The 15030-nt window shown below is 70.1% G+C and carries 17 protein-coding genes and 1 pseudogene; 12 read left to right on the forward strand and 6 right to left on the reverse strand.

Annotation, left to right across the window (positions count from 1 at the left end; genetic code table 11):
- Positions 1 to 17 precede the first annotated feature (17 nt).
- From AB0E02_RS09210 to AB0E02_RS09240, 7 genes are all read left to right on the forward strand, one after another.
- Positions 18 to 182 carry a hypothetical protein gene (locus tag AB0E02_RS09210; protein ID WP_199812579.1) on the forward strand — a complete coding sequence of 55 codons (165 nt, stop codon included), beginning with the start codon at positions 18 to 20 and terminating at the stop codon, positions 180 to 182.
- Positions 183 to 235: 53 nt separating this feature from the next.
- The gene (locus AB0E02_RS09215) at positions 236 to 529 is read left to right on the forward strand and encodes a Dabb family protein (RefSeq protein ID WP_030417058.1); all 294 of its coding nucleotides are present in this window, start codon (positions 236 to 238) and stop codon (positions 527 to 529) included.
- 500 nt (positions 530 to 1029) lie between these two features.
- Positions 1030 to 1839, forward strand: a complete 810-nt coding sequence (locus tag AB0E02_RS09220; protein ID WP_030415862.1) for an RNA polymerase sigma factor SigF — start codon at positions 1030 to 1032, stop codon at positions 1837 to 1839.
- A 190-nt stretch (positions 1840 to 2029) separates the two neighbouring features.
- A complete protein-coding gene (locus tag AB0E02_RS09225; protein WP_030415863.1) occupies positions 2030 to 2866 on the forward strand; it encodes an RNA polymerase sigma factor SigF in 837 nt (278 codons plus the stop codon).
- Positions 2867 to 3240: 374 nt separating this feature from the next.
- Positions 3241 to 4053 (forward strand): hypothetical protein, encoded by an 813-nt coding sequence (locus AB0E02_RS09230; RefSeq protein ID WP_362137349.1) that lies wholly within the window; start codon positions 3241 to 3243, stop codon positions 4051 to 4053.
- A 161-nt stretch (positions 4054 to 4214) separates the two neighbouring features.
- Complete coding sequence (locus tag AB0E02_RS09235; RefSeq protein WP_362137350.1) at positions 4215 to 4688, forward strand: VOC family protein; 474 nt, start codon at positions 4215 to 4217, stop codon at positions 4686 to 4688.
- Positions 4689 to 4863: 175 nt separating this feature from the next.
- Positions 4864 to 5619: a DUF4232 domain-containing protein gene (locus AB0E02_RS09240; RefSeq protein WP_362137351.1), complete on the forward strand. Its 756-nt coding sequence runs from the start codon at positions 4864 to 4866 to the stop codon at positions 5617 to 5619.
- A gap of 491 nt (positions 5620 to 6110) precedes the next feature.
- On the opposite strand, the gene AB0E02_RS09245 is transcribed toward AB0E02_RS09240, so the two are convergent.
- The 4 genes and pseudogenes from AB0E02_RS09245 to AB0E02_RS09260 all read right to left on the reverse strand — a co-directional run bounded on the left by AB0E02_RS09245 (position 6111) and on the right by AB0E02_RS09260 (position 8132).
- Complete coding sequence (locus AB0E02_RS09245; RefSeq protein ID WP_362137352.1) at positions 6111 to 6473, reverse strand: hypothetical protein; 363 nt, start codon at positions 6471 to 6473, stop codon at positions 6111 to 6113.
- A gap of 81 nt (positions 6474 to 6554) precedes the next feature.
- A complete protein-coding gene (locus AB0E02_RS09250) occupies positions 6555 to 7316 on the reverse strand; it encodes a MerR family transcriptional regulator (protein ID WP_362137353.1) in 762 nt (253 codons plus the stop codon).
- 293 nt (positions 7317 to 7609) lie between these two features.
- Positions 7610 to 7853: pseudogene (locus AB0E02_RS09255) on the reverse strand (GntR family transcriptional regulator).
- 3 nt (positions 7854 to 7856) lie between these two features.
- The gene (locus AB0E02_RS09260) at positions 7857 to 8132 is read right to left on the reverse strand and encodes a winged helix-turn-helix domain-containing protein (protein WP_362137354.1); all 276 of its coding nucleotides are present in this window, start codon (positions 8130 to 8132) and stop codon (positions 7857 to 7859) included.
- Positions 8133 to 8283: 151 nt separating this feature from the next.
- Here AB0E02_RS09260 and AB0E02_RS09265 point away from each other — a divergent pair, with 151 nt between their 5' ends.
- A complete protein-coding gene (locus AB0E02_RS09265) occupies positions 8284 to 8529 on the forward strand; it encodes a hypothetical protein (RefSeq protein WP_362137355.1) in 246 nt (81 codons plus the stop codon).
- An 11-nt stretch (positions 8530 to 8540) separates the two neighbouring features.
- Positions 8541 to 8807, forward strand: coding sequence for a hypothetical protein (locus tag AB0E02_RS09270; protein ID WP_362137356.1), 267 nt, complete (start codon positions 8541 to 8543; stop codon positions 8805 to 8807).
- 96 nt (positions 8808 to 8903) lie between these two features.
- Here the strand turns inward: AB0E02_RS09270 and AB0E02_RS09275 are convergent, their stop codons facing one another.
- A complete protein-coding gene (locus tag AB0E02_RS09275) occupies positions 8904 to 9122 on the reverse strand; it encodes a hypothetical protein (RefSeq protein ID WP_030415870.1) in 219 nt (72 codons plus the stop codon).
- 356 nt (positions 9123 to 9478) lie between these two features.
- Here AB0E02_RS09275 and AB0E02_RS09280 point away from each other — a divergent pair, with 356 nt between their 5' ends.
- The 3 genes from AB0E02_RS09280 to AB0E02_RS09290 all read left to right on the forward strand — a co-directional run bounded on the left by AB0E02_RS09280 (position 9479) and on the right by AB0E02_RS09290 (position 13986).
- Positions 9479 to 10042: a MarR family transcriptional regulator gene (locus tag AB0E02_RS09280; RefSeq protein WP_362137357.1), complete on the forward strand. Its 564-nt coding sequence runs from the start codon at positions 9479 to 9481 to the stop codon at positions 10040 to 10042.
- A gap of 11 nt (positions 10043 to 10053) precedes the next feature.
- Positions 10054 to 12690, forward strand: a complete 2637-nt coding sequence (locus AB0E02_RS09285; protein ID WP_362137358.1) for an MFS transporter — start codon at positions 10054 to 10056, stop codon at positions 12688 to 12690.
- Positions 12691 to 13143: 453 nt separating this feature from the next.
- A complete protein-coding gene (locus AB0E02_RS09290) occupies positions 13144 to 13986 on the forward strand; it encodes a YceI family protein (RefSeq protein ID WP_362137359.1) in 843 nt (280 codons plus the stop codon).
- A 246-nt stretch (positions 13987 to 14232) separates the two neighbouring features.
- Here AB0E02_RS09290 and AB0E02_RS09295 read toward each other — a convergent pair whose 3' ends face one another.
- Positions 14233 to 15027: a TetR/AcrR family transcriptional regulator gene (locus tag AB0E02_RS09295; protein WP_362137360.1), complete on the reverse strand. Its 795-nt coding sequence runs from the start codon at positions 15025 to 15027 to the stop codon at positions 14233 to 14235.
- Positions 15028 to 15030: the final 3 nt, after the last annotated feature.

Consider the following 15030-nt stretch of genomic DNA (forward strand, 5'->3'; position numbering starts at 1 on the left):
ACAGGGGAGACGGGACGATGGCGCAGGCGAAGAAGATCGTGTTGTACCTCCTCATCGTCTTCGTGCTGTACACGATCATCACCTCCCCGCAGCGTGCCGCCCAGCTGGTCCAAGTAGGCTTCGAGGGCATCTCGTCCGCTGCTCAGGGCGTCGGCGAGTTCATGACCCAGCTGATCAAGTAGGGCCGCCCGTTCCCGGGCCGGTCCGGTTGATCACCCGCCGCACGGAGGCCCCTGTGATCCGCCACCTGGTCCTGTTCAAGCTCAACGACGGCGTCTCGCGGGACGAGGAACGCGTCCAGGCCGGCGCCCGGGCCTTCGCGGCGCTCAAGGACGAGGTCCCGGAGCTGACGTTCTGGGAGTGCGCCTGGAACATCACCGACCGCCCGATCGCCTACGATTTCGCGATCAACTCGGCGGTGGCCGACAAGGACGCCCTCAAGCGGTACATCGAGCACCCGGCCCATCAGGCGGCCGCCGCCCAGTGGCGCGAATTCGCCACCTGGGTGATCGCGGACTACGAATTCTGAGCCGCGGCGCCCGGTAGCCGTTCACCCGTTCACCCCGGAGCCGCCGACGCACGATCCGCACGCGCTCGGCCCGCGACCCGCACGTGATCGACCCACGATCCACACGCGACCGGCCCGATCTTCCGCACGCGCTCGGCCCGCAATCCGCCCGCGATCGGCACGCCTTCCGCCAGCGATCGGCACCTCTTCCGCAGCCGTTCACCGGAGCCCTTCGCCCTCCCCCGGGCGGGGGGCTCCCGCATGCCCCGCCCCCTCCCACCCCACTCCCACCCCACCCGTCCGCACCCCCTTCGCGCCGCCTCCCCTCACCCCTTCCCCCGCGCCTCTCCTCACCCCTCGACTCACCCGTCCCCTCACCCCTCTCACCACCCAACTCTCTCTTCAACACGGCGTTATGGGGTGCTTGCACACAGTGCACATGTCTTGTGATGCTATGACCGCTTTTGCCGGATACATGCACTGCTGCGAGTCCCTGCACTGCCGAGCACTGGAAGGGTGGCGTGACCGTGACGGCCCGTACTGCGCCCAAGGCTCCGTCCCGCGAGAGCCGGAGCGCGGACACCCGGGCGCTCACACAGGTGCTGTTCGCCGAGCTGTCCGACCTCGAACCCGGCACCCCCGAGCACACCCGCGTCCGTGCCGCCCTGATCGAGGCCAACCTGCCGCTCGTGCGCTACGCCGCGGCCCGCTTCCGCAGCCGCAACGAGCCCATGGAGGACGTCATCCAGGTCGGCACGATCGGCCTGATCAACGCGATCGACCGGTTCGACCCGGACCGCGGCGTCCAGTTCCCCACCTTCGCCATGCCGACCGTCGTCGGCGAGATCAAACGCTACTTTCGAGACAATGTCCGTACGGTCCATGTGCCGCGCCGCCTCCACGAGCTGTGGGTGCAGGTCAACGGCGCCACCGAGGATCTGACGGTGCTGCACGGCCGCTCCCCCACCACCGCCGAGATCGCCGAACGGCTGAAGATCGGCGAGGACGAGGTCCTGGCCTGCCTGGAGGCGGGCCGCTCGTACCACGCCACCTCACTGGAGGCCGCCCAGGAGGGCGACGGCCTGCCCGGCCTGCTGGACCGCCTCGGATACGAGGACCCCGAGCTCGCCGGCGTCGAGCACCGCGACCTCGTACGGCACCTGCTCGTCCAGCTCCCCGAACGCGAACAGCGGATCCTTCTGCTGCGTTACTACAGCAATCTGACGCAGTCCCAGATCTCTGCCGAACTGGGGGTGTCGCAGATGCATGTCTCCCGGCTACTGTCGCGGAGCTTCGCCCGCCTGCGATCCGCAAACAGGATCGACGCATAACCGGGACGGGCGACCCGTTCCTGCACAGATATGTCGACAAGGCGCTACAGCGCGTTGCCGACATGTGACATTCTGCAGGAACCGCGTTTGCCGTAGCGCTGCCTCCGGTATTCAGGTGGAGGCATCACTTCCCGGTCCGCCTCGGTCCGGGGACGCCGCAGCGATCCGTCCGCGACCTCAAGGGGGTGGCATGTCCGTAGAACTGGGCAGCTCAAAGGTGCTTGCCGCGATTCCCGCGCCCGCACCGCACGTGCATGACGACGACGCCATCAACACCCGCACGCTCTCCCGCTCCCTGTTCCTGCGGCTGGCCTCGCTCGACAAGGACTGCGCGGAGCGCACGTACGTGCGCGACACACTCATCGAGCTCAACCTGCCGCTGGTGCGCTACGCCGCGGCCCGCTTCCGCAGCCGCAACGAGCCGATGGAGGACATCGTCCAGGTCGGCACGATCGGTCTGATCAAGGCGATCGACCGTTTCGATTGCGAACGCGGGGTGGAATTCCCGACCTTCGCGATGCCGACCGTGGTCGGCGAGATCAAGCGCTTCTTCCGCGACACGTCGTGGTCGGTACGGGTCCCCCGCCGGCTCCAAGAGCTCCGGCTCGCGCTCACCAAGGCCAGCGACGAGCTCTCCCAGAAGCTGGACCGTTCCCCGACCGTCCCCGAACTCGCCCTGTGCCTGGGCGTGTCCGAGGAGGACGTGGTCGACGGCCTGGCGGTCGGCAACGCCTACACCGCCTCCTCCCTGGACTCCCCCTCCCCCGAGGACGACGGCGGCGAGGGCTCCCTCGCGGACCGCCTCGGCTACGAGGACAGCGCCCTGGAGGGCGTCGAGTACCGGGAGTCCCTCAAGCCCCTGCTGGCCAAACTCCCCGCTCGGGAACGCCAGATCATCATGTTGCGCTTCTTCGCCAACATGACCCAGTCGCAGATCGGCGAAGAGGTCGGCATCTCCCAGATGCACGTCTCCCGCCTGCTCACCCGCACCCTGGCGCAACTGCGCGAGGGCCTGATCTCCGACTGAGGAACGGTCCGCCGAGGGGCCACGACGCTAGCCGCTCGGCGGACAGTTGAAGAATCCGGATCCGGAACGAGATCCGAACTGAGCACCCCCTGACGGGACCCGTGCCGCACCTGCCACGGGGCCCGCTTTCGGCATGCCTGGGGGCGGATGCCCAGCGCCTGTGCCGGTACCGAACGCCTTGCGTCGTAACCCAACGCCTTGCGTCGAAACCCAACGCCTTGGGCTGATGCGCCCGTTGAGGACAGACGACCGTTGCCGGAATTCGACAGTTGCCGGCATTCGACGACGACCCACTCGCGACCCGTAGGGGATGACCCTCCCCCGGATCGCAATCATCCCTATACACCTGACGACCCGTCAGGGACACTGTGCCGATGCGACGACGGACGACAACGACCCTCGCCTCCGCTTCAGCGGCCGTGCTGTGTCTGGGTGTCCTGCTCACCGGCTGCGGGGACGCGGCCGACCGGGGCGAGGTCGCGGTGGGCGCGGCCGGCCCGGGCGACGGACAGGCGCCGCAACACCCCGTACCGCCGCGCGACGGCATCGAGCTGACACCGTACGACGGGAACGGGAGGGGGAGCGGGCCCGGCGGAGGCAGCGGCAGCGCCCACGGAGACGGCAGCGGCGCGAGTCCTTCCGGCCGTACGCACGCAGGGAGCGGCGCGTCCACTACAGCGCCCGGTGCCCACCGTTCCGGCGGCGGTGGCGGTGAAGGTACCCCTGGAAGCCAGGAGACCCCCGAGGTGCCCTCCCCCGGCTCACGCGGGACGCCGCACCCCACACCGCAGCCCAGCGGCCCCACCCGGCCCCCGCACCACGACTCCCCTGCGCCGCCCAAGCCCGGTATCCCCGCCGGTCCGGGTGCTCCCGAGGGTCTGCTGGTCGGTCACCCCGTCCTCGCCGGCACCGACGTCCGCTGGTGCCAGAAGATCAGCCTCGACTTCGTCAACACCGGTGACCATCCCGTCACCGCCGGAAGGGTCACGTTCGGCAGCCACGTCATCGGCTCGCTCGGCGTCGACTGGGCGACCCTCACGTCCACGCACGAGCTCCCGCTGCCGCTCGCCCCCGGCAAGCGGAAGACCGGCAGCTGGCGGGTCTGCGTGGACGCCTGGCGGGTGCCGCTGGGCATGCACCTCGACACCCGGGACATCACCTTCGCCTGGGGCACCGGCGGCTCGTAGAGATCTCCGCGGAATTTCCGCCCGGATGGCGACGAGTACCGGCCGGTGCCACGGTCAATACAGGTGTCGATACAGGTGTCGGTACAGGTGTCGATACAGGTAACGCACACCCGCAACGGCCGACCGCAGTCCGCTGACCGCAGACCCCGCAGGAGATCGCCATGCCTCGCATCACCCCCAACCTCTGGTTCGACACCCAGGGCAAGGAGGCCGCCGAGTTCTACTGCTCGGTGTTCCCGAACTCGAAGATCACCGACGTCACGCACTACAACGAGGCGGGTCCGCGGGAGGCCGGCACCGTTCTGACCGTCGAGTTCGAGCTCGACGGTCAGCCGTACCTCGCGATCAACGGCGGCCCGGAGTTCACCTTCACCGAAGCGATCTCGCTCATGGTCACCTGCGCCGATCAGAAGGAGATCGACTACTACTGGGCCAAGCTCTCCGAGGGCGGCGAGGAGGGCCCCTGCGGCTGGCTGAAGGACAAGTACGGCCTGTCCTGGCAGGTCGCGCCGGGCGGTATGGCCGAGCTGCTGAACGACCCGGACCAGGAACGGGCGGCGCGCGCCATGAAGGCCATGTTCGGCATGAAGAAGATCGACATCGCGGCCCTGGAGGCCGCGGCGGACGCGACCTGAGCGATGCCGACAAGGCAAGCGATGTAGTGGCGTGGTGGACGTGAGCGGGGTAGTGGGCGCGGCCGGGCGTTAGCGAGCTGTTAGTTGATCATCAGCGGGGGCCGGGAGTCTGGTGTCAGCGGGCCGACGGACGGGCCGTGACCGTACTGACGCAGCCAGCCAGGGGGGCCTCCCGATGTCGCACCACACCATGCTCCGCCGCGGACGCAAGGCAGCCGCCGCCACCGTGATCGCCGTTGCCGCGCTGGCCCTGACCGCCTGCCAGGGCAACTCGCCCAAGCCCGATCCCGCGGGCTCCCCGAGCCCCGTGTCGTCGGCCGGGTCGAGCGGTTCGTCCGGGGCGGACTCGGGTTCGGGTTCGGGGTCGGGCTCGGGTTCGTCCGGTGGCCAGGGTTCCGGTACGACGTCGGGTGGCGGCTCGCAGTCCGGCAAGAACGGTTCCGGAACGGGCGGCAGCGGCGGCGGCTCCGCCTCGCAGACCTCCTCCAAGCACGGTGCCTCCGCCCGCTGCGCCACCGGCAGCCTGCAGGCCGGTTGGAACTCGTCGGGCGGTGGCGTCCCCGACATGCACAGCGACGCCCAGCAGAACGTCACCGTGTGGCTGAAAAACGCCGGTCGGGCCGTCTGCACGATCAGCGGCTTTCCCGGCGTTGAGCTCAAGGCCAACGACGGCCACTCGATCGACCTGCCCCGCTCCTCGAAGAAGCCGACGCCGGTGACACTGAAGCCGGGCGGGTCCGCGTCGTTCACGATCACCTTCCTGCCGTCGGTCAACGCCGGGGACAGGAAGATCGCGCCGAGCACGGTGCTGGTCACGCCGCCGAACGAGAAGCAGCACTTCCAGCTGAAGTGGCCCTACGGCGGCGCCATCCTGGACCAGTCCGGCGCCACCCACCCGGGCACCTACGTCAACCCGGTCAACGCCGGCTGACCTCCGACGCCACCCCCCACCACCGCGCCGGCCGTACCCTCACACGGCCGGCGCGGCCGTCGTTCAACCGGCGGACTCGTCGTTCAACGCACGCGGTCGTCGTCACCGGCGGGGTCGTCGTTCAACCGGCGCGGCCGTCGTCACCGGCGGGGTCGTCGTTCAACCGGCGCGGCCGTCGTTCAACCCACGGTCCTCGTCCAACCGGCGGTCGTCGTTCAACCCACGGTCCTCGTTCAACCGGCGGTCGTCGTTCACCCGGCACGGTCGTCGTTCCCTCAGGAATACCTCCCCCCTCCCCCACGTTGTGGCCTGCAAGGGGCGCCTGCGTCCCCTACGGGATCTGTTCGACTACGCCTTAAGGGGCCCGGTACGCCGCAAGGGGCCCGGCCCGGCACCGCGGCCAGGCACGGCGGCCCGGCACCGCGCGTCACCGTAGGCGGGGGGCGGGGCAGTAGGCATGCCGGCGGCGTGTGCAGCCATGTGGGATGGCGTCAGCGCGGGCGGAGTTGGTCGGCGGTGGGGACGTCGAGGACGAAGATGTGGCCGATGTTCGCGTGCGGGTAGCCGTAGTCGATGTTTTGGGTCCGCATCTGCTGTGGGGTGACCTCGACGATCTGGACGGTGATGGGCTCCGGGTGGTCGGGCAGGGACAGCAGCCAGTCCTGGGCCAGGTAGTCGAGTCCGGTGCGGTCCAGGCGACGGCGGGCGGGTGCTTCTTCGCTCGGGTCGCCGAGCGGGTGGCCGAAGAGGGTGACCGGAACGAACAGGTCCGGGTCGCCGTCGACAGGCCGTAGATAGCCGAGGAGTTCGTTGTCCTCTCGGCGGTGGTGGCGGATCCAGTGAGAGGGAATCACGGTGCAACGCTCCGGGAAGGTTTCCCGACTGCTGGGGTCTGCAGCCCCCAGACAGTCGGTGGCGGTAGGGCTGGCGGGAGGTCAGCTCAGCGTGGCGTCGGCGTAGGCCGTCATCGCGTCCCGCTGGTACTCGGCCAGGCCGGCGGCGACCCGGTCGTAGGCCGCGTGCCACGTCGCGTCGTCGACGTAGTTCTGCCCGAGGGCCTTGAACGCGGCCGCGTTCGGGGTCCACATCCGGCAGATGCCCTGATAGTGGGCGTCGACATCGGCCTGTACCGCCGGGTCGGTCACCGGCGTGCCGGCCTGCATCAGCTCCGCCATGCGGACCATCGCGGCGGTCGCCGCACGCTGCATCCGCTCCCTGTCCGCCTCGCTGAGCGTGGTCGCGAACTGCGCCGACTGCTGCGCCTGGTGGGGCCACTGCTCGTGGGCGGTCTCCTCGTGGCGCGCGGTGTCGAAGCCGACGAAGAGGTTCTCCGGGCTGTTGATCTTTCCCATGGTGTCGGTGTCCTTGTCATCCTCCAGTTCGGCGATGGTGCGGCTGACCGTGCGGACCAGCGCATCGAGCCGGTCGCGCTCGGCCGCCAGCCTGCGCAGGTGCGCGCGCAGCGCGGCCACCTGGTCGACCTGGCGCTCCAGGACCGTCGCGATATCGCGTAGTCCCAGGCCCAGTTCGCGCATCAGCAGGATCTGCTGCAAGCGCAGCAACTCGGCCTCTCCGTAGTAGCGGTGGCCGTTGCTCCCGGTGTACGCGGGGACGAGCAGGCCGATGTCGTCGTAGTGCCGCAGGGTCCGGGACGTCACCCCGGACATCCGGGCCACGTCCGCGATCGACCAGGCCATGGCCGTGCCGTACCTTTCATCGCCGGGCCGGTCTCTCCGGCCTCGAGAACGAACGTAGAAGTTGACGCAACGGAAAGCGCAAGTCGTTCGTTTGGCGGCTCGGGCACCCGCCGCCAGGCGGCCGACGCGGCGTCACTACGGCCAACTCGTGGGCCGGGCCCTGGGAGTGCCGCACTGCCGCCAACTCATCTGCCTGACTTTGGGAATACCGTGCCCGACCGCAGCGTTGTGGCCCTAGCAGGGGGCCCGCGTGACCCCTACGGGATCTGTTCGACCGTTCCCTAGGGGTTGGTTCACCGACCGGTACCCGGCCGTTGCGGCGTCACGAAGGACCCCATTCCCGGCGTGGTGACGATGAGTCCTTCCTCCCGGAGGGCGGCCGTGACCTTACGAACGGTCACGCGCGCGACGCTGAATTCCTGCTCCATGCGCACCTCGGAGAGCAGGTGGTGCCGGCGGGTACTCGCCGCTTGTGATCCGCTGCCGGAGCACGTCAGCGATCTGCGTCCACTTCGGTAACGTCGGATCGAACTCCACGGCTTACGAGGCGTCCGGGGCTTGGCCGATGTCCTTGAGGATCTCCGCGGCATTCTTGGCCACGAATGAGCCCATGCCGGGTTCGGTGTAGATCAGCCCCTCGGCACGCAGCCCGCTGTTCACCTTCTGGCTCGTCGCCACCGCGATGCCGAACTCTTCCTGCAGCTGGATCACCGACGGGACACGCGTACCCGGCGGGTACGTACCGTCGGCGATGCGCTGGCGGATCACGTCAGCGACCTGTCGCCACCGAGGTCTGTCAGGAGCAAATTCGATCACCTGACCACGCTAGGCGCGCTATGGCACAGCAGGCGATTTGTCGAATACCTAGTGCACCATAGAATACTTCGCTAAACTCGGGACGACCCCGGCGGGTGCGCCAACACCCCCGGGGCCTGGCCAACCTCACGCCTCAAGAGAGCAGGTCGACATGCCGAAGCTTATGCGCACCCTCTTTGCCCTGTTAGGGGAACAGCGCACCTGCCACACCCCCGCCGTTGCCCGCCCTCAACCCGCACTGGGCCCGAAGGACCGTTCCGTCCCCTGCCCCCTCGACTCCCCCCTCGACGGCGACTCCTCCCCTCTCGTAAGGCCCTACCTCCTCCTCCACGAGCGGCAGGAGGCCCGGCGGGAGCGGGCCTTTCTGCGTGGCATCGACATGGCGGTCGCTTCGTGAGGCGCGGCGGGATGCGGCTGCTGCCCTGGAGCGGGCCGGACGGGCAGCGGTGTTATCTCTCCGCCGACGACAACGACGGGTTTCTGTCGCAGCTCGCCGACGAGATGGAAGAGGTGCAGGTGAGCACCGGCGAGGAAGTGTTGGCGCGGGCGGCCGAACTGCTGCGGGGCCCGGCAGAGCCGTCTGCCGACGAGCTCCGGTTCTGTGTCCACAGGCTGTGTGAAGCGCTGCGGGACGCCCTGCGGATCGTCGAGAGCCGGGGCGGGCAGGCGGGTTAGCGGCGGCAACGAACGAGTAAGGCAGCGGGGCCCGGCGGTTGTTACCGCCGGGCCCCGTCTTCGTAAGACCGAGAACTGGAAGTCAAGGGCGACTTGTTACGACAGCGCCAGCCACGCCGCGCCCGCGACGACCAGGATGGCGACGATGACGCCGACGATGACGCCCACGCGGGGGCCGGCCGACTGCTGGGGGGCCGGGGCGCGGCGGGCGCCGGCCTGGGGGGTGCCGCCCTCGTCCACGAAGGCACGGAACATCTGCGTGCTGCCCGCCGGGTCGTAGTTCCCGTCGGCCTGGTTCTGCGGGTTGGTCGCCATGAGGCAGGACCCTAGCGAACCGGGTGGCCGGGGGCACCCCTGGGGCGGGTGTGGGGCAACCACGGGAGGAGGGGGCGGGCGGGTCGATGGGGAGGGCTGCCCGCGTGAGGTGTGCCACTCGTGAGCGATGTGGTCGCGTTGTGGGGATTTGGGGGGCGCATTCCGGCCACCCCGGCGGACCTGCGGCTTTGCGGCCGGCCCAGTGATCGCTGACGGATCGCGGCCCTGGCCTTGGCGCAGCCTTTGCTTGTACTTGCCACTCATTCGTTTGCCTTCAGCAACCAACTGTGCGTATGGTTGCCCCAAGCAACAAAAGAAGTGCGATCGAGCTGAGCGAAGGATGCGTGGAGGAGCCGGTGGCCGCTCACAGTCAGTACGAGGAGCTGGCCAGGCAACTCAGCGCCATCGGGGCCGTAAAGCGGGAGATGGGGCGGATCCTGCCCCAGGACTGCCCGCCCGCCTCGGCCGCCGTGCTCACCCTTCTCGACCGGCACGGCGAGATGCGGATGAGTCAGCTGGCCGAGCTGATGGCGATCGACATGTCCGTCACCAGCCGGCACGTGGCGCACGTCTGCGAGCGCGGCTGGATCGAGCGGGAGCCCGATCCGGCGGACAAGCGGTCGCGGCTGCTGCGGCTGACCCCGAGCGGCACGGAGATGCTCCAGGAGCTCTCCGCGCGCTACACCGCCGCGCTCGCCCGGTATCTCGGCGACTGGAGCGACGACGACGTCGGTCTCCTCAACGAGCTGCTCGCCCGGCTCCGTACGAGCTTCGGCGACTGCCGGACCCGGGCGCACCACGACGTCAGCACACGTAACGACCTCAGCAGCCGCAACGACTTCAGCACACGTAACGACCTCAGCAGCCGCAACGACTTCAGCACACGTAACGACCTCAGCACCCGTACACCCGCAGGATGAAAAGGAACCACATGGCTACGACCACACCAGCCGGTGTGCGGGGCGGCCACGCCAAGCATGGAGGCGGTCATCACCACGCCTCCGACGGGGCCCCCATGACGCATCGTCAGATCATGGAGGCGCTGTCCGGGCTGCTGCTCGGCATGTTCGTCGCCATCCTCTCGTCGACGATCGTGTCCAACGCGCTGCCGGAGATCATCCATGATCTGGACGGCGGGCAGAGCGCCTACACCTGGGTCGTGACCGCCTCGCTGCTGGCGATGACGGCGACCACACCCCTGTGGGGCAAGCTCTCCGACCTGTTCAGCAAGAAGCTGCTGGTGCAGTTCGCGCTGGTCATCTACGTCGCGGGCTCGGTCGTCGCCGGTCTGTCGCAGAACACCGGCATGCTGATCGCCTGCCGCGTCGTGCAGGGCATAGGCGTGGGCGGTCTGTCCGCCCTGGCCCAGATCGTGATGGCCGCGATGATCTCGCCGCGGGAGCGCGGCCGGTACAGCGGCTACCTCGGCGCCACCTTCGCCGTCGCCACCGTCGGCGGCCCGCTGCTCGGCGGCGTCATCACCGACACCAGCTGGCTCGGCTGGCGCTGGTGCTTCTACGTGGGTGTGCCGTTCGCGGTGATCGCCCTGATCGTGCTGCAGAAGACCCTGAAGCTCCCCGTCGTCAAGCGCGAGGGCGTCAAGGTCGACTGGGCTGGCGCGTTCTTCATCAGCGCGGCGGTCTCGCTGCTGCTGGTGTGGGTGACGCTGGCCGGCGACAAGTACGACTGGCTGTCGTGGCAGACCGCCGCGATGGTCGGCGGCGCGGTGGTGCTCGGCGCGGTCTTCGTCTTCGTCGAGACCAAGGCCAAGGAGCCGATCATCCCGCTGCGGCTGTTCCGCAACAAGACGATCACCCTGGCGTCGGTGGCCTCCCTGTTCGTCGGTATCGGGATGTTCACCGGCACCGTCTTCTTCAGCCAGTACTTCCAACTGGCGCGCGGCAAGTCGCCGACGATGTCCGGCATCATGACGATCCCGATGATCGGCGGCCTGTTCATCTCCTCGACCGTCTCGGGCCAGGTCATCACCAAGACCGGCCGCTGGAAGGCCTGGCTGGTCTCCGGTGGTGTGCTGCTGACCGCCGGCCTCGGCCTGCTGAGCACCATCCGCTACGACACCGAGTACTGGCACATCGCGATCTTCATGGCGCTGATGGGTCTCGGCATCGGCATGATGATGCAGAACCTGGTGCTCGCCACGCAGAACCAGGTGGCGCCGTCGGACCTCGGTTCGGCCTCGTCCGTCGTGACCTTCTTCCGTTCCCTCGGTGGTGCGGTGGGCGTCTCGGCCCTCGGAGCGGTGCTCGCCAACCGCGTCACCCACTACGTCAAGGACGGTCTGGCCGAACTCGGCCCCAAGGCCGCCAAGGCCGCGGCGCACGCCTCCGGCAACAGCGGCGGCATCCCGGACCTGGACGCCCTCCCGGCGCCGCTGCGCACCGTCATGGAGAGCGCCTACGGCCACGGTGTGGCCGATGTGTTCCTCTACGCGGCGCCCTGCGCGCTGCTCGCCTTCCTCTTCACCCTGTTCATCAAGGAGGTCGCGTTGAAGACGCGGGGCGGACTGGCTCAGAGCTCGGAGAACGCGGAGAAGGGCGCGGACGCCCCTTTGTCGGCGGGCCCGTCGGTGACGCCGTCGGAGGTGACGCTTCCGCTGCAGGACGCCGCCTCTGGCGCTGCGGCGGGCGGCGAGGCCGAGGAGCGGGAGCCCGTTCTCGTCGGTGCCGCACCGGTGACCTCGGACGACGGCGGCCACACCCCCTCGTGGGCGCAGCCGGCCGCGCAGCCCCTGCAGGCTTACGCCTCGGCCGGTGGCGGCGACGCCGTGCCCGCCGGGCCGGCCGTCCACGGATTCGTACGCAACGCGGAGGGCCACCCCGTCCCGCGCTCCGCGGTCACGCTGATCTCGCTCGGCGGCCGTCAGCTCGGCCGGGCGGTCGCCCAGGCCAACGGCTCGTACGTACTGAACGCGCCCGGCGCCGGCTCGTACGTGCTGATCGCGGCGGCCGACGGGCACCAGCCGCAGGCCTCCACGGTCGTCGTCGGCGACCAGCCGTACGGCTACGACATCCTGCTCAGCGGCACCAGCGGCCTCGGCGGCCAGGTGCGCAGCGCGGTCACCGGCGAGCCGGTGGCGGACGCCATGGTCGTCGTCACCGATGTCCGCGGCGAGGTGCTGGCCACCGGGAAGACGGGCGCCGAGGGGTACTTCTCCTTCGACGAGCTGGCCCCTGGCACCTTCACGGTCGCGGTGAACGCCGCCACCTACCGGCCGGCCGCGCTGCCGGTCGAGATCGGCGGCCAGGGCACCACCCGCATCGAGGTCGAGCTGCTGTCCGGCGCGCGGGTGCACGGCGTCGTACGGGCGGGTGGTCCGAACGGGGCCGGCCGGCCGCTGCCCGACGCCCGGGTGACGCTGGTGGACGCGGCCGGCAACGTCGTGGCCACCTCGACCACCGGTGAGGACGGCGCGTACGCCTTCACCGACCTGGACGCCGGTGACTACACGGTCATCGCGAGCGGCTACCCGCCGGTGGCCACCGGTCTCGCGATCGACGCCCGCGGGGTCGACGGCTACGACGTCCAGCTCGCCCACCCCGGGGACTGACCGGGGGGCGGGGCCGGGGCCGTGCGTACGGACAATTCCGTGTGGCCGGGTCGGTACGGCCAGGTCGGTTCCGGCCAGGTCCGTACGGCCGGGTCGGTCCCGGCCAGGTCCGTAGGGAGGGTCCTTGCGGCCGGTCGGAACCGGCCAGGTCCGTACGGAAGGCCCATGCGGCCGGTCGGTACCGGCCAGGCCCGTACGGAAGGCCCGTACGGAATGGCGGGGCAGCAACCCGGGCAGCAAGACCCCGGGCCGGGACGCGCAGTGAGCGGAGACGCGTCCCGGACCGGACCCCAGGACTCCGGCGGCGGGGTGGCACACAGGCAGGGGACGGCCTGCACGCCGCCGCCGGGGTCCACCACCCGGGCTTCCGGACCGCCGGTCCAACACCCCCCGAACTCCCGGCTCAGCCCGAGCCCGGAGCCGGGGCACCACCAGCAACACACGGGAGAGGCAATGACTTCGACGGGCGCGGGAGCTGCGGGCGTAAGGGCGCAGGTCCGCACACGGGACGGCTGGGCGGTGCAGCACGCCGTGCTGACCGTCACCGACATGACGGGCGCGCAGGTGCTGCGTGCCGCGGCGGACGAGGACGGTGCCGTCCGCAGCGAGACGCCGCTGCCCGCCGGCCCGTACACGGTCATCGTGACGGCCGTCGGCTACGCACCGGTCGCCTCCAGCGCGATCGTGACGGCGAGCGGCCGGATGGAGGTCGGCAACATCGTGCTGGCCCGGCAGGGCGGGGCCGAACTGCCGCCGCCCGGCGCCTGGACCATCGACCCGATGCACTCCACGGTGGGCGCGGTCGCCCAGCACCTGGGCATCTCCAGCTTGCACGGCCGGTTCACGGAGTTCAGCGGCCGCATCGAGATCGGCGAGGACCTGGGGAAGTCGCGGGTCGACGCGGTCATCAAGGCGTCGTCGATCGACACCGGCAACGGCATGCGCGACGGGCACCTGCGTAACGAGGACTTCCTCAACGTCGAGGTGTACCCGGAGATCACGTACCGCAGCACCGGACTGTCACCGGCCGGCCCGGACCGCTGGACCGTGCACGGCGACCTGTCCCTGCACGGCGTCGTCCGCCCGGTGGACCTGGACCTGAGCTACCTCGGCACCGGGCCCGACCCGTGGGGCGGCGTCCGCGCGGCCTTCCGCGCCACCGCCGAACTGCGGCGCGAGGACTTCAAGATGAACTACAACCAGGTCGTGGCCGCCGGCATCGCCGCGATCGGCACCACCCTGAAGGTCGAACTGGACATCCAGGCGGTACAGGGGGAGAGCTTGCCTATGGGGTGAGGGGGCGGGCGTGGCGAGGGGGCGGCTCGGCGGCGTGGCGGCTCGGTGGCTTGGCGGCTCGGCGGCTCGGCGCGGCGTGGCGGCTCGGTGGCGTGGCGGTGTGGCGGTGTGGCGGTGTGGCGGGAATAGCTTGCCGTCACGTTGCGTTGTGGCCGTGCAAGGGGCGCTCCGGCCCCCTAGGGAATCCGTTCGATCGCCCCCTACGGGTCCCTCCTCCAGGCCCGCTCGTCCCGGCCCTCGCCCAGATCACGCCTCGCGCTCGCCCTCGCGCCCGGCCTCGCCCCCGCCCCGCATCGCCTCGATGCCCGCGATCTGCAGGTCGAGTGCGAAGGCGAAGTCCCGGTCCAGCATGGCCACGGCCGACCGGCCCGTACGGACACGGTCGGCGCGGAGGGACAGCTCCATCGTCTCGGCGAACTCCGGGCGGCCCGAGATTGCCGAGACGACCTGCTCGAAGTAGTCGTCCAGGCTGATGCCCGCGGCCCGGCACCGTGCCTCGTGCGTCGCCCGGATCGTCGCGAAGCCGTAGACGAAGTGGAACAGCGACGCCAGCGCGCCGGACGTGTGCTCGGCGTCCAGGCCGCTGCGCGCCATCACTCGCAGCGTGGCGTTGGAGAACGCCGTCGAGTGCGGGCCGATGTTGATGAACTCGCCCAGCAGCCGGGCCGCCCAGGGGTGGCGCAGCAGCATGTCGCGGTAGCCGGTGGCGAGGATCCGGAGCTGTTCGCGCCAGTCGGCGCCGGGCTCCGACTCGTCGGGCACGGGCAGTTCGCCGGCCACCGCGTCGACGGCCAGCTCCAGCAGATCGTCCTTGGTGTCGACGTACCAGTAGACGGACATCGCGGTGACGCCGAGCTCGGCGGCGAGGCGGCGCATCGAGAACCGCGCGAGCCCCTCGTCGTCCAGCAGCCGGACGGTCGCCCCGACGATCTTGTCGAGATCGAGTCCGGCCGGCTGCTCCGCCTTGCGCTTGAGCGGGGGGCGCTCGGTCAGCCAGACGCTGTGCGGCCGCTTACCGGCACGGCCGTTGGTGGCGGTCATGGC

Origin of the sequence: Streptomyces sp. NPDC048196, from assembly GCF_040652715.1 — a bacterium.
Taxonomy (GTDB): domain Bacteria; phylum Actinomycetota; class Actinomycetes; order Streptomycetales; family Streptomycetaceae; genus Streptomyces; species Streptomyces siderophoricus.